The sequence below is a fragment of the Jejubacter calystegiae genome, assembly GCF_005671395.1.
GTDB classification, from domain to species: Bacteria; Pseudomonadota; Gammaproteobacteria; order Enterobacterales; family Enterobacteriaceae; genus Jejubacter; species Jejubacter calystegiae.
In genome coordinates this window covers 2193446-2208992 of sequence record NZ_CP040428.1, presented here as the reverse complement: position 1 = coordinate 2208992, position 15547 = coordinate 2193446, and the positions used below count along the sequence as shown (strand labels likewise).

General features: G+C 47.5%; 11 protein-coding genes and 1 pseudogene. 1 reads left to right on the top strand and 11 read right to left on the bottom strand.

What is annotated here, in order from left to right; all coding sequences use genetic code 11:
* Nucleotide 1: 1 nt before the first annotated feature.
* The 9 genes from FEM41_RS10125 to FEM41_RS10085 are packed head-to-tail and all read right to left on the bottom strand — an operon-like array spanning nt 2 to nt 10361.
* A complete protein-coding gene (locus FEM41_RS10125; RefSeq protein ID WP_138095863.1) occupies nt 2-1195 on the bottom strand; it encodes a DUF1302 family protein in 1194 nt (397 codons plus the stop codon).
* Nucleotides 1183-1926, bottom strand: coding sequence for an SDR family NAD(P)-dependent oxidoreductase (locus FEM41_RS10120; protein ID WP_138095862.1), 744 nt, complete (start codon nt 1924-1926; stop codon nt 1183-1185). Before FEM41_RS10120 ends, FEM41_RS10125 begins: the two co-directional genes overlap by 13 nt.
* Nucleotides 1927-1937: 11 nt before the next feature.
* The gene (locus FEM41_RS10115; RefSeq protein WP_168198778.1) at nt 1938-2684 is read right to left on the bottom strand and encodes an SDR family NAD(P)-dependent oxidoreductase; all 747 of its coding nucleotides are present in this window, start codon (nt 2682-2684) and stop codon (nt 1938-1940) included.
* Entirely contained in the window at nt 2681-5533 is a 2853-nt protein-coding gene (locus tag FEM41_RS10110; protein ID WP_138095860.1) for an aminotransferase class III-fold pyridoxal phosphate-dependent enzyme, read from the bottom strand. The genes FEM41_RS10115 and FEM41_RS10110 overlap by 4 nt, the downstream gene beginning before the upstream one ends.
* An 8-nt stretch (nt 5534-5541) precedes the next feature.
* A complete protein-coding gene (locus tag FEM41_RS10105; RefSeq protein ID WP_138095859.1) occupies nt 5542-6252 on the bottom strand; it encodes a hypothetical protein in 711 nt (236 codons plus the stop codon).
* On the bottom strand, nt 6252-7523 hold the full coding sequence (locus FEM41_RS10100; RefSeq protein ID WP_138095858.1) for a beta-ketoacyl-[acyl-carrier-protein] synthase family protein: 1272 nt from the start codon (nt 7521-7523) through the stop codon (nt 6252-6254). The genes FEM41_RS10105 and FEM41_RS10100 overlap by 1 nt, the downstream gene beginning before the upstream one ends.
* Before the next feature lie 14 nt (nt 7524-7537).
* Nucleotides 7538-8587, bottom strand: a complete 1050-nt coding sequence (locus FEM41_RS10095; protein WP_138095857.1) for a beta-ketoacyl synthase N-terminal-like domain-containing protein — start codon at nt 8585-8587, stop codon at nt 7538-7540.
* Nucleotides 8584-9855, bottom strand: coding sequence for a beta-ketoacyl synthase N-terminal-like domain-containing protein (locus tag FEM41_RS10090; protein WP_138095856.1), 1272 nt, complete (start codon nt 9853-9855; stop codon nt 8584-8586). Before FEM41_RS10090 ends, FEM41_RS10095 begins: the two co-directional genes overlap by 4 nt.
* A 56-nt stretch (nt 9856-9911) precedes the next feature.
* Complete coding sequence (locus FEM41_RS10085) at nt 9912-10361, bottom strand: acyl carrier protein (protein ID WP_168198777.1); 450 nt, start codon at nt 10359-10361, stop codon at nt 9912-9914.
* A 413-nt stretch (nt 10362-10774) separates the two neighbouring features.
* On the opposite strand from FEM41_RS10085, the pseudogene FEM41_RS24865 reads away from it, so the two are divergent.
* A pseudogene (locus tag FEM41_RS24865) lies at nt 10775-10925 on the top strand (IS3 family transposase); the annotation flags it as partial.
* Between the two features lie 151 nt (nt 10926-11076).
* On the opposite strand, the gene accA reads toward FEM41_RS24865, so the two are convergent.
* Nucleotides 11077-12036: an acetyl-CoA carboxylase carboxyl transferase subunit alpha gene (gene accA / locus FEM41_RS10080; protein WP_138095854.1), complete on the bottom strand. Its 960-nt coding sequence runs from the start codon at nt 12034-12036 to the stop codon at nt 11077-11079.
* 12 nt (nt 12037-12048) lie between these two features.
* The gene (dnaE, locus tag FEM41_RS10075) at nt 12049-15531 is read right to left on the bottom strand and encodes a DNA polymerase III subunit alpha (protein ID WP_138095853.1); all 3483 of its coding nucleotides are present in this window, start codon (nt 15529-15531) and stop codon (nt 12049-12051) included.
* Nucleotides 15532-15547: the final 16 nt, after the last annotated feature.

Here is a 15547-nt window from a genome sequence, read left to right as displayed (position 1 = left end):
ATCATCCTGAAAATTTATAAATAACAGAATACATAATGCGGGATGAATCTGACTGTGAACCAATAATATTTCCAGATGCACCCCCCATTATATCCAGATGTATATTAAAAGAGAGATTTGTATTATATTGATATTTTATTTTGCTTTGAAAAAGATTTCCTCCTCCGATACTGGCAGACCAAGTATTACTTAATCGCAACGATAAATTATCGGAAAACATTTTTCCTTCCATAGACATGGTGTAGTAAGGATCCGACGATAATGTGACCAGTTTCGGATGCCAGCCCACAATGTGATGATCGGTTATCTGTGCGGTAACCATCCAGTCTTTATACAGATAGTCGAGACCCAGTAAGTATTTAACAGTGTCATGTCGCTCCTGATTTCCGTGAATGTCATTATAATACTTATCTGGAAACCAAGCACTTTCGGCACGTATTACCCAGTTCTGTAATGCAGTACTGACGCTAGCGCCCAGCATGCTTTCCTGGGAGTACTGTATGTATGCAGCATGGTCTTCAATATGGTACAGAGGATCGTCGCTATAGCCACGAAATGCATACCAGCCCAGATCAAAGCCTTCCACGTTAGTTGTAGCGCTAAAGGCAAACTCTCCTTTAGTATTTTTTCTATGTGGTAAATCCTTCGGTATCGCCAGATTAAATTCACTACCGGGTGGTGGATACTGATTGGCTTTAAATTTCATTATCCATATCGCCTCGAACGTCCAGTCCGGCACTGCATCGCTCACTATCCGTAACATCGGCAAAGGATACATATAATCATTCAGATCCATCAGTATGAACTGACGATAATCCAGCGGGTTGATAACATCAACCACACGCAGCTCGTCGGCCTGCCCCCAAATCACTTTCTGATAGCCGAGGTACAGATTAAAAAGATCGAATTTTCTTTCCAGATAGAATTCATCTAACCAAAAAACCGAACGATATTTATCACGACTAGCAGAGGAGTAGTGACTATTAAAAATCCCGTCGTAACGATATTCACCATTGAAGCGCATATAAAAATAATCATTTTCCCAGTCCATATAGGTGCCAACATAAATACTACGCTCGGTGCCAGAAAGTGACGATAATTGATTGGCACCGTTAAGTTGTATTCGTGGCTCAATAAAAAAATTGGCGTACGTATTTGCACCATAAAACAAAAACAGGAAAATTAGACCCCGCACCCGTCACCCCCATCAATGACCAGACTCTGCGCCGTGATCATAACGGCTGCAGGGGACAGCAAAAAGTTAACGCTACCTGCGACATCCTCGGCACTAATAAGCCGCCCCAGAGGAATTCTTTTTCCTATGCGCTTTAGGAGCAGCGGAACGGTATTACCCATCATGCGTGCCTGCTGTGCCAATCCCTCACGTAGCATTTTGGTATCCACCCAGGAAGGTAATACGGCATTAACAGTTATCCGCTGCGGGGCCAGTTCCAGAGCCAGTGCTTTGGTTATTCCTAGCAGAGCATGTTTGGAAGCACAATAGGCACTATTATTTTTTCGCCCAACTTTACCAAGTATAGAAGAAATCATTACTACTCTTCCCCCGTTACTAATAGCTGGGCATAGTAACGACAACAGACGCTGGGTTGAGGTAAGATTCGTAGCGATAATCCTATCCCAAATACTATTTTCACTGATAGTATGTTCGTTATCGATACCGTGAGATAAAATTACACCGAACAGCGTCTGCTCCTTAACAACCGGTAACAGTGCTCTCTCAATAGCACGGAAATCTGTGACATCAATAGTATAAGTATGTATTTGCTTTGGCGCCTCCAATTTTAATAAGTTTAGATTTTGCTCATCAATATCCAGGGCAAATACCTGGTGTCCCTCGCGAACCAGAGACAATACAATGGCCTTACCGATTCCATTAGCAGCACCAGAAACCACATAATTTTTCATTTTACCTCCTGTTAAGTGAGAGATAACCCGCCGTTAATATTTATCACCTCACCGGTGACATAATCATTATTTAGCAAGTAATCAATGCCGACAATGATATTCTCAACACTACCAAGTCTTTTCAGCAGGACGCGTTCTTCAACAATATTTTTATGGGATTCAAGTAAACTCTCAACCATCTCAGTTCTGATGATACCAGGCGCGATAGCATTAACACGGATATTTTTTGGTGCCATCTCAACGGACAACGCTTTGGTTAGAGATTCGATAGCACCTTTTGTCGCCGCATAAACCGACTGCCCTTTGTTAGGGCGCATGGCGGATATCGAAGAGATGTTAATAATATTTCCATATCGCTGAGGCAACATAATCTTTAATACTTCACGGCAACAGAGGATATAGCTGAGCAAATTAGTATCAAGAACTCTATAAATATCTTTATTACTGGCTGAAGCGAGCAGGCAATCGCGGGTGATACCAACATTGTTAACCAACAGATCGACACGGCCAAATTGCAGGTATGCCTCCAGGACAAAATTTTCGCATTCTTCATGAATCGACATATCGGCAAAAATAGGCAGAAGATATTTTTTCTTATCTCCAACATCGTCCATGAGTTGTTGCATATCTTTTCTATGACGATAGCTGAACGCGACATGGTATTGGTTGTCGAGTAGATAATTGACAATAGCTTTGCCGATCCCCTTACTGCCACCAGTGACTAAGGAATATTTTTTCTCCACTTGTTTTGTTTTCACAGACTTGATTCCCTCTTCACATCTTCCAGAACAAATCCATGTTTATCGGCAAGTTGCATTACATTCTCTACCTGCTCCGGAGTAATATTACCGTAAGAATAATGTTCGGTGCATTCTTCCAGCGCCAGTAATATCGTTTCGGTCATACACGCATATAGCTGATTTCCCTCAAGATAAGCTCTGATCCGAGGATCCAAACCATCGTCATACGGAGTTTTTACCACACCACCACGCAATAACAGAATATCGGGCCTGTCGATAAGATCGTCCTGCAGCACGTTGTGGGGAACAGCAATATCGCAGACCACCGCCTTTTGCCTTAGTTGACCGAGTGGCAAAATAGAATTGGTTGCATTAGTTGCGCAGATAATGATGTCACTATCAGTAACATCGTCAATTTGCTGTGAGATGGAGATAAACATTTCTGCCGGATAATGTTCCGCCAGATAATCGCTGATACAACGTCCAACTGATGGGGTGTGGCATTGTTGGTGTATATCCGGCTGCATTGTATTAAAGACGTCCGCCAGACGCGCAGCCAAACTGCCCACCGGATATGTTTTTCCAGTGCTAAAATCATCGTAGTAGTGAGCATAGATGTTATACATCACCGCTTTGAGGCGCAGCAGAGAATCTTGTTTACTGCTGCCTAGCAGCCGAAGCGTTCGACACTCCGCACCTAATATTTCGGCATAAACGCTACCAATATTTCCCGCCGCGCCAATCACGCTAAGACTGGCACAGGCTAAATCACGCTGACCGAAAGCCTTCTTCACTGCTGCGATACTCATGCCCACAGTTAACGCATTGCCGGTTGTCACCGTGATACTGTTATTTTTTACTGATTTTCCATTATTGGTGATGATTGAGGTAAACATTCCCAGCCCTGCGACTCGACTGCCATTTTGCATGGCGAAATCAATTCGTTGATTTATCTCCGCTCTTAGTTGGGTAAGATTATTTTTTTCCAGAGCATGGGCGATCATCTGTGATGTCACTGGAATAGGATGAATAATAAAATCGACAGTTTTCCCATACTTATTGCGTATCCTGCTAGCGGGAAAAGGCACCGTTGATAAATTAAAGCTGGTATTCAGCAGGAAAACCTCGAGCTCTTTATCACTGAATCCCTCAAAAGAGGGTTCCACATCCCGTAACCCTGCTGCGGAAATAAGGTGGTTAACAAAGGTGACGCTAAAATCGGCTGGTGTAGCAGATTTATCGATTCCGCTAGCGGTGAGTCGATAATCTTTAGGCTGAATGGCTGAGCTGGTACCCTTATTAATGATCGGTCGAAGAAGAAAACCGACATCCGCATAGCGGATCCCAAGACAAATTCTTTCCAGACCCCGCTGTAACAGCGAAATATGGCGCTGTTCAAGATACACTGAAGGTTCAAAGCGCAGTACATTTTCTGAACTTCCCGAAGGCGCAACGCGAATATTATAAGCATTCAGCAAATGACCGGCAATGATATAGCCCAGTGACCGTTGGGCGGCAATATTCTGCATTAAATAAGAGGATGACTCTGCAACATCGTTAAACTCTATACCCAGCAATAGCCCCTGATAGCGAACATCTTTGATTACGTCAGGAAAGCGATTCTTTAGCTGGTCAAGGATTTTCCCAAGCTGTTCACTGATTTTACCTACTCTTTTAATTAACGGATCATCGCCATTAAAAAGCAATTCCAGATAATCACGGGCAACTTTGCAGGAGAGATCGTCTTCACCAAACGTCGAGCTCTGAATGAGATCAAATCCTGAAGCAATGTGACTTTTTTTAATAGCAACAACACCAATCTTGACGTAGCCCGCTCCCAGCGCTTTTGACAGTGCATAATAGTCAGCATTCAAACCAATATTAGACGCAGCCACCAACATACCGCAGCGGCCGGAACCGGACTGCACTTCGTCAGCAATAAGGGGACAGTGCAGCGAGTCGCGCAATTTATTTAAATCTTCTGCCACTGTGGCGTTTAACGGCCATACACCACCTTCCCCCTGCACCGGTTCGGCAAGAATCGCGACAACCCGGCGTATGATTAACGGTTTCAGGTGAATCACTCCGTCGATCACCTCTGGTTGTAGCGCCTCACCCCACAGCCCGTGATGCTCGATGTTGTGAACGATCTCGTTAACCACATGAGCCGACAGAAAACGTGTTTCAATATTCAAACACCGGAGAAAAGCCCGATACATCGGATGATGTGTACAGTTGGCAGTCAACATCATCTTGCCGTGGAACGCGTTTTCCAGGGCGATAAAAATCGGATGTTTATTAAATTGTTCTGTGTTGTAGCGAACCAGTGCCTGCTTAATGACATGAGATGATGCCAGCCGGGAAACACCGAGTAGCCTTTCCTGCTGTGGTAATAGATGGTAGGAGTATTGAGGATTCAGAGAGTCATAATCTGCTTTGAGCTGTTGCTGCATAGCATTGAGCTCGAGACTGCGGGCATATTCCGCATGTTTAAGTGCGATCTCCATCGTTTCCGCACCTGTGCTGGTGTAACAAAACTGGAAGCCATCCCGATAGTTGGTCTCATGACACAGGCGGCTATTCAGAAGAGTAGATAACTCACCAGCCCCCTCACGTATTGAAAATTGATTGTGAAATGGCACCTTCTGCTCAATATAGTCTTTATAGCGGGAGCCAATCTGCGGATGAAAATGACCGATCAGCGTAGCGCCGTAGCCACCGAGTAAATCAAGGACTTCAACTTCCTCTCCTTGAGAATTACGGTAATAAAGATAATTGCCGCTGGCTTTAAAATATTTTTTATCCAGTCCAATCGATAACAGCGCTTTTGAAAGCGTTGGTTTACAAAGAGTAATATAATTGTCCATAGCTATTCCTATAGTCGGCAGACTGAAATCAATTTACGAACAAATGAAAGATTATTTCCGCAATGCCCTTGTGTCTGATAGTAATTCAGCAATTCATCATAATCAGGTAGGGTAGGACATTTTCCTTTTCCATCATCTCGTTTTAGCATCAGGCTAAGGCCAAATTCTGTTTTTTGTTGCTCAGATGATGTTTTATCAGCGACTCCAGAGGCCATCACCAGAGCATAATCAACCTTATTACAATATAATGACAATTGCGCCTCCCGCAGTGCGGCCAGTAGCCCAGTGTTATCGCGAAGGAAAGCGGCACAGTCCGATTTTATTCCAAATTCCTGTGACACCAGCCCCAGCAGATTATTGCTTAACGAGCGTGTGAGTAGAAACGGATTAATTTTATTTGAGTACCACATAGTATTAAACAGAGTCCCCTGGTCATCGAGAGCCCGAGTATCAATCTTCGCCAACAGATCGTTAAAATCCGGATGTAAATAACCAAACTGCGTACAATAAATGCCGGTGCTACGGGTAATTTGCTCGTCAGTCAATGTCAGACGGGAAAACATCTTTTTGGCACTCAAAATCCCATTGAGGGTTCCGATAGAAAAGAAGCGACGATTCTTTTTTAATGTCAGTTCAATATGCGATGTCTCTTTTTCTACTGGATTCACGGCATTATCACCAATAATAAACTCATGATCTACAACAACAATTTTTTCCACTACTCATAATCTCCCATGACCAAGCAAGTATTAATACCGCCAAAACCGAAGGAATTACTCATGGCATTAGATACAAGATTCTCACGCCCATGGTTCGCCACATAATCCAGATCGCATTCAGGATCGGGGGTGGATAAGTTTATCGTCGGCGGAATGAAATTATGCTTCAGAGTTAGCGCAGTGATAACCGCTTCAATCGCCCCCGCTGCTGCGATCCAGTGTCCGGTCATTGATTTAGTTGAAGAGATCAAAGGAGCTTTAGTGCCTTCAAAAATTCTGCGTATAACGGCGGTTTCAATGGTATCGTTTAGCTGCGTGGAGGTTCCGTGAGCATTAATGTACTGAATTTGTTCCGGATGAAGACCGCTATCATAAAGAGCATCTCTAATTGCAGCCTCCGCTCCCCGTCCTTCAGGATGAGGTGCCGTAAGTTTCCAAGCATCCAGAGATGATCCATACCCTTTCAGCTCCGCATAAATATTTGCTCCTCGACGGAGCGCATGCTCCTCACTTTCGAGGATCATAAATGCCGCGCCTTCACCGGCAACCAACCCACTGCGAGATTTATCAAAAGGCCGACACAGGGCTTCACCCCATTTTTCAGTCGTTGCCGTTGCACCAAGTAATTTCAGGCCTATCAAGGTACGCAGACTTAATACCGAGTCTGCACCACCAGAAAGCATAATATCCGCTTCTCCACGCTGTATGGCACGATAGGCCAGACCAATTGCATGGCTACCGCCCGAGCATGCCGCATTCACATTACTCATCGGACCGGTAAGGCGATAACGTCTTGCGATTTCTACAACCATTCCATCGTTTGAGCAAGTTAGTCCAGAGAAACGTGACAGACTGGAATATTTATCGCGCAGGGTTTGCAATGGAAACGAACTACCTTTACATAAAATGCGATCCACCTCCTGCATTTCTACTACACCACTACAAGCAAAAACCCCCATCCTCATATCCTGGGTTTCGTGTTCATTTATTCCTGCATCAGAAATAGCTTTGTCGGCAGCGATTAACCCCATGACCCCTCGACGATCGGTGATCCCCGGTGGCGGCAGCAGATGTGGGAATGCCGCCGTAAGATGCTCAAAGTCGACCGGGGCACCATATCGCACCGGTAATGATGTTTCTTCGGTTAACGACAGGCGTTTTATTGCCGAGCGGCCGGCGCATAAATTACTCCAGAACGTGTTATGGCAATGTCCCCAAGCACTTATGATTCCTATCCCGGAGATCACCACCCTATTTTTTACTTTTGACATTATATTTACTCGGCCTAATTAAAATTCAGCATCATAGCCGCACAATTTCCATATAGTCCGTGATTAATAATCAGAACCTGATCGACTAAAGCCGGAGGCCGGACTCCAGCACTTACTTTGCAGCGATTATGTCGATGGATGGCATAATTAATAGCAAGGAATACCGACGCCGCACCGCTATAACCCAAATGCTGCTCAAGTTGAATTGCCGGGGTGTCAGAAAAAACATTGCCTTTCGGATCCAGAAAATCGTAATTGCCACAACCTGGTCCGGTATGAATGAGAGTGAGAGAATTACATGCCGTATGATGATACTGTTTTAAAAAATGTTGGTACTGTGCTTGGTCATGAATCACAGAGCGCCGTATTTGACTCAAGTGAGCTGATGCTTGTTCTACATTATTATGAAGTAAAATAAATGCACTGGCCTCAGTCAAATTTAAACAGTTTCGTTCTCGTAGTGCTTTTTCATAGCTCAGATAGAACCATTCTGATATTTTCTGACTCGCCCCCCCACACAGAGCAACTTTACTTTTCTGATGGTAAACACTGTGAAAACCTTCAATTAAGGCGGTAGCGCCCGCATCACTATGCGGTGAAAAGAAGGCATTATCACCCTGGATATCAAGATGCTGTGCAAGCTGGCTGGCACTTGAGGTATTGAGTAGCGTCAGACCAATTGTAGGCTGCAAATTGGTTAGCGCTGTGGCGACATAACTTTTTGTATCTTTCTCAGAAAAACCCAGAGGTGTAATCTTATCATCCGAGTCACAGGTTCCTAGCCCAAGGAATAACCCTCGCTGTTCTGGAGACACAAGCTCACCTATCGATGAGCTGTTCCATGTTTCAATTCCACTGTGTAATAGCCAGCGCGACTGGTGATTGCTGATACGTTTGACCGTTTTGTCGACATTGCTTAACTGAAAATCGCTGTCAGATATTTTGTTTTCAATAAACATACCGCCGTCATTCCGTTGCAGCATCAAGGGATACTCGTTGGCTATATCCTCAATACAAAAACATGGCGGTAACAGCGTTGCCCCTTCGCTTACATAAACTTTCATGAATATATTCCTGCTCTCGCCAGTACCGCGCTACAGTTTTCGCCGCCAAATCCAAATGAATTACTTAATACTGTATTCACCCGGGCATTACGGCGGGTTTGAGTGTTAATCAATATCCTACCGTCTTTAGCGCTCTGTTCATGGAAGTTAAGGCTCGGCAACATGGTATCGTGCAATATAGATTCACATGAGAGAATGCATTCCAGCAGGCCACTAACTCCCAAAGAATGTCCCAGCGCCGATTTTGTGGAAATAACAGGTGGACAGTGTGATGTAAAAAGGGAAGCGATAGCCTTGCTTTCCGCTTGATCATTACTGACTGTTGAAGTGCCATGTGCATTGATATGGTGGATATCTTCCGGAGCCATGCCAGCATCGCGCAAAGCATTGGCCATAGTCTCCAGATAATTAACGCCATTTTCATCGGATGAAGTCATTTTGTGAGCTTCAGAATTCCTGTACATCCCTTTTATTTCAATCAGAGGTCGCACTTTTCTTGCAAGTGCATGAGACTGGCTTTCAAGAATTAGACATGCTGAGGCATCGGCCAGAACGCATCCATTTCGAGCTTTATCAAATGCTCGTGAAGCTTCGTCTGGTTGTGAAAATTTTCCATTGTAAAGAGCTCCAACTTTTTTGAACAACAATTGCACCAAAGGATGGGTCGCTTCTTCGGATGCACAAACTATAGCCACATCACAGAGTCCATGGCGGATACTGAGAAAAGCTGAATATAATGCTGACATTCCTGCAGTACAGGCATCGCTATATATTCGCGGCGGGAATGGTGATTTTAGATAATTTGCTATCTCTCTAAAAAATACCGTCGCCTGTGGAACTTCGCACTGTTCCTCGATATCAATGTCGCCAGACCGGACATCTATACTTTTATCTTCCGCATGCAAATAAACCTTCTCAATTGAGGGGAGCAATTTATTATTTGCAAAGAAAAGCTCCTGATTTAATGAAGATAAATCACTGACTAATAGCTGACTCATTTCCAGCGCATCGATAATGGCACTTAACGCCATCGCCTGAACTATCGAATCATACTGCAATAAAATGCCATGGCGGCGCAATTTTTCAACAATAATTTTCCGTTCAATATCATTCAGAGCTACACTTGGTACTTGGGAAACCCCTAAATTTTTGAGTCGTTCATCTTCGCACAATAGCGTTTCACCTTCGGCTAATAAATTAAATAGCCTTTCCGGCGTTAATAGTTTACGCACTACAGTGCCATATCCTGTAATAGCTACATTATTCATCGTGTCTCTATATGATAGTTACTTAGATCAATATGCTAATTGCACACGTATAGACATTATTTTTGGAAAAAAACATTTATATTATCTATTAATAGTAGATCAGCATTCTTTGCTTCAGACTCCGCGACAGCTTTGCATAATGCAGCCCAGTTTGAAATAGTAGTCTCGCTGTATATGTCACCGAGGGTTTGAATGTCTTTTAACTGTTCTTTGGTATATTTATAGCAACTTTCTGAGAAGAGCAATTTTCCCTTTGGGGTAAGGGTGTTGTCATCAAAAAGTTCAGCGAGTTCTTGCTCCGTGAGATTATCAACAGCATGTTGATAGAGGCTGGCAGTGGGCATGGTGACTTTAAACTTTTGCGCCAGAGAGTATGTTAAGTCCATTATATCTAAAGAGTCTGCCCCAAGATCATTCACGAGCGATGAATCATCAAGAATAGCTCTTTCTTCAATAGATAATACTTTTGCGGTTTCAACACGAACCAAATCCAAATATTTTTTCATAATCATTTCCTTAATTAAAAAATCAGCACTATTACTCAGTAGCTGAGAACATCCTAATTTAAATACCGTCTATATCAATTCTCCATTTAGTTTTATGAGTATAAAATTAGAAATACATTTATACCCTGATGTTAAATGAATATCATGGACCGATTGTTAGGTCAAGCGACCAAAATAGAAGTTAATTTTTACATCTTTAGAAATGTGATACTGATCACGCAATAAAATTATAGATATCTATGTCTTCAAGAATATTCCAAATTATTTTTAATAACTTAATTATATGCAATAAGCATATAGTTAAGTAGCTGTTAACAAAAAATGGATTGCGCATGCGCCCTTGCTGCCCGGGGACGACGAATAACCGACGTCTGCCGGTGTATCGCGTGTGGGCGTTGCTGAGATGGGAGTCAGAGCGGGATTACATCAGCATGATGCCGAAACCGGATGGCAGTGGCGAAGCTGGCGGTGACGTTCAGCCAGTACAGCGAATATCACCCGCACAGTACACCGGGATATCGCTCACCACAGGAATATATACGCAGGAAGTTATCCCAACCGTAAGAGAGAAAAGACCTCTGGATATATAGGGCAAATCCAGACAAAGCCAAAACCAGGTCGATGACCACAAAGAGGGAAAAACCATGCCTTTTCCCTCTTTGTCCTCAACCTGAAGGGCCGGATAAATCGGCTCTTTTATCGACATACACGTTAATCAGGCGTAACCGTAACTCATCAGGCGCTGATAGCGGCGATTAAGCAGATCGTCTTTACCCAGTACGTCCAGGTCAGCCAGATCGGCCAGTAGCTGGGCCTTCAGCGATTCCGCCATCGTTTCCGGATTACGATGGGCACCGCCCAGCGGCTCCGGAATCACGGTGTCGATAAGCTTCAGCTCTTTCAGACGCTCAGCGATAATGCCCATGGCTTCTGCCGCCAGCGGCGCTTTATCTGCGCTCTTCCACAGAATGGAGGCACAGCCTTCCGGTGAGATTACCGAATAGGTGCTGTACTGCAGCATATTGACCTTATCACCCACGCCAATCGCCAGAGCGCCGCCGGAGCCGCCTTCGCCGATAACGGTACAGATAACCGGCACCGTCAGCCCGGACATTTCACGCAGATTGCGGGCAATGGCTTCTGACTGGCCGCGCTCTTCCGCTCCCACGCCCGGATAAGCCCCCGGGGTGTCGATAAAGGTAACGATCGGCATATTAAAACGCTCGGCCATCTCCATTAGGCGCAGCGCTTTGCGATAGCCTTCCGGCGCAGGCATACCAAAGTTGCGACGAATCTTCTCTTTGGTTTCACGCCCTTTCTGGTGGCCAATGACCATTACCGGACGACCATCCAGACGGGCAATACCGCCGACGATGGCTTTGTCATCTGCATATGCGCGATCGCCGGCCAGTTCGTCGAAGTCGTCGAACGCCATACGCACATAGTCCAGGGTATAAGGACGCAATGGATGACGCGCCAGCTGGGCAATCTGCCAGGCGCCGAGATCGGCGAAGATTTTACGGGTCAGCTCTACGCTCTTTTCGCGCAGACGATGCACCTCTTCGTCGATATTAATATCCAGTTTTTCGTCCTGACGGCCGACCGCTGTTAAGGAATCGATTTTCGCTTCCAGTTCTGCAATCGGCTGTTCAAAATCAAGGAAATTCAGACTCATAGTATTCCTGTATTAGTCAAACTCCAGTTCCACCTGCTCCGAACCTATCAGACCGCGCAGATCGTTAAGTAAACGATCGCTGGGCGACACGCGCCATGCAGCGCCAAACCGCAGCCGTGCACGCGCATCCGCCCTCTGATAGTAGAGATGCACTGGAATGGTCCCCGAACGATGGGGTTCCAGAGATTGACGGAGTCGGTTTAAAAGCTGGTCATCAATTTGCCTGTCCGTCAGCGAGATAGCAAGCCCGCGCGCATACTTTTCGCGAGCCTCGTCAATGTCCATCACTTCCCGGGCCATCATTTTAAGCCCACCGCTGAAGTCATCAAAGCTGACCTGTCCGCTGACGATCAGGATACGGTCTTTTTCCAGCAGTTGCTGGTATTTTTCCAGCGCCTCAGAGAATAACATGACCTCCAGGCGTCCGGAACGGTCATCAAGGGTGCAGATGCCGATGCGGTTTCCCCGCTTAGTGATCATAATACGGGCAGCGAGCACCAGTCCCGCCGCCGTGGTCACCTTCCCACGATCCGTCGGGTGCATGTCTTTCAGACGCACACCGCCGACGTATCGCTCGATCTCTTTCAGGTACTGATTGATGGGGTGGCCCGTCAGATACAGTCCCAGGGTTTCGCGCTCACCGTCGAGCTGCTGCTGTTCCGGCCAGGGCAGGCAGTTCGAGTAGGACTGCTCCACCTGCTCCGGCGCTTCCGCCAGCACGCCAAACATATCGGCCTGGCCAATGGCCTCGGCTTTAGCATGCTGATCCGCCGCTTTAAGGGCATCCCCCAGCGAATTCATCAGCGCAGCGCGATGCGGCCCAAGGCGATCGAAGGCGCCGGACATGATGAGCTTTTCCATCACCCGGCGGTTGATCTTCTTGATATCGGTACGGGCGCAGAGATCGAACAACTCACGGAAATAGCCGCCGTTGTTACGCGCCTCAATAATCGCTTCGATAGGACCTTCGCCCACCCCTTTGATGGCGCCGATACCGTAGACAATTTCACCGTCATCATTCACGTGGAAATGATACAGCCCGGAATTGATGTCCGGCGGCAGGATCTTCAGTCCCATACGCCAGCACTCATCCACCAGTCCCACCACTTTATCGGTGTTATCCATATCGGCGGTCATCACCGCCGCCATAAATTCAGCGGGATAGTGTGCCTTAAGCCACAGAGTCTGATATGACACCAGCGCATAGGCGGCGGAGTGCGATTTGTTAAAGCCGTAACCAGCGAACTTCTCCACAAGGTCGAAGATTTTCATCGCCAGTTCGCCGTCGATGCCGTTCTTTTTCGCCCCGTCTTCAAAACTGGAACGCTGCTTGGCCATCTCTTCCGGCTTTTTCTTACCCATAGCGCGACGCAGCATATCCGCGCCGCCCAGGGTATAGCCCGAAAGCACCTGGGCTATCTGCATCACCTGTTCCTGATAGAGGATGATGCCATAAGTTGGCTCCAGTACCGGCTTCAGGCTATCGTGCTGCCACTGAATATCCGGGTAAGAGATCTCCTCGCGCCCGTGCTTACGGTCGATAAAGTTATCCACCATCCCGGACTGCAGCGGCCCCGGTCGGAACAGGGCCACCAGGGCTATCATATCTTCGAAGCAGTCAGGCTGCAGGCGCTTGATCAGATCCTTCATGCCGCGCGATTCAAGCTGGAATACCGCCGTGGTTTCCGAGCGTTGCAGCATATCGAAGCTCTTTTTATCGTCCAGCGGAATGGCGGCGATATCCAGCGGCGGTTCGCCCTGCTTTTCACGCCGGGCGTTGATCATCTCCAGCGCCCAGTTGATGATGGTCAGGGTACGCAGCCCCAGGAAGTCGAACTTCACCAGCCCGGCATATTCCACGTCGTTCTTGTCGAACTGGGTGACCGGATGGCGCCCCTCTTCGTCGCAGTAGAGCGGCGCAAAGTCGGTGATTTTGGTAGGCGCGATCACCACACCACCGGCGTGTTTACCGGCGTTACGGGTGACCCCTTCCAGCTTACGCGCCATGTCGATAAGCGCCTTCACCTCTTCGTCCGCCTCGTAGATCTCCGGCAGTTGAGGCTCCGCCTCGAAGGCTTTTGCCAGGGTCATGCCCGGGTCTGGCGGCACCAGTTTGGAGATCCTGTCGACAAAGCCATAGGGATGGCCCAGTACCCGGCCTACGTCGCGGATAACCGCTTTAGCGGCCATGGTACCGAAGGTGATAATCTGCGATACCGCGTCGCGGCCGTACATGTCCGCGACGTGCTCAATGACCTGGTCGCGCTTCTCCATACAGAAGTCGACGTCGAAGTCGGGCATCGAGACACGTTCCGGGTTCAGGAAGCGTTCGAACAGCAGATCGAACTCCAACGGGTCGAGATCGGTGATTTTCAGCGCATAGGCCACCAGCGAACCGGCGCCGGATCCTCGTCCAGGCCCTACCGGCACGCCGTTATCCTTCGACCACTGGATAAACTCCATCACGATCAGGAAGTAGCCGGGGAACCCCATCTGGTTGATTACCTGGAGTTCGATCTCCAGACGTTCATCATAGGGAGGGCGACGCTGGGCCCGCTCTTCCGGATCCGGGTAGAGAAATTCCAGGCGCTCCTCAAGGCCTTCACGGGATTTCGCCACCAGGAAATCTTCGGTAGTCATATCACCGGTGGGGAACTGCGGCAGGAAGTACTCGCCCAGTCGTACCGTCACGTTGCAGCGTTTGGCGATCTCCACGCTGTTTTCCAGCGCTTCGGGGATGTCGGCAAACAGCTCGCACATCTCATCTTCACTGCGCAGATACTGCTGGCTGGAATAATTACGCGGCCGCTTGGGATCGTCCAGGGTATAGCCATCGTGAATGGCAACGCGAATTTCATGGGCGTCGAAATCGTCGGCGACCAGGAAGCGCACGTCGTTAGTCGCGACCACCGGTATCCCACGGTCTTCCGCCAGGCGAACGGCAGCGTGCAGATAGCTTTCTTCATCCGCGCGCCCGGTTCGAATCAGCTCCAGATAGTAGCGTTCGGGGAAGTGCTCCTGCCAGAATGCCAGACACTGTTCAACCAGGGCATCGTTACCGCGCAGCAGGCTGATACCCACATCGCCCCGGCGGGCGCCGGACAGCACGATCAGCCCCTCATTCAGCTCTACCAGCCAGTCTCGGTCAATTAAGGGACCCGCGGCGCCATAGCCACGCTGATAGGCGCGAGAAATAAGCAGGGTCAGGTTCTGATAGCCAACGTTATTCATCGCCAGCACGGTCAGTTCGACGGGTTCATCACCCAGTAGCTCGTTGACCATATGGAAGTCGGCGCCCACCAGCGGCTTCATTCCGGCGCCGTGAGCCCCGCCGTAAAACTTCACCAGACCACACAGGTTGGTGAAGTCGGTAATCGCCATCGATGGCATGCCAAGGGCAGCCGCTTTTTTCACCAGCGGCCCCACCTTCGCCAGGCCATCGATCATGGAGTAGTCACTGTGTATCCGCAGGTGGACAAAACGTGGTTCAGCCATATCTCTTTCCGGTTAA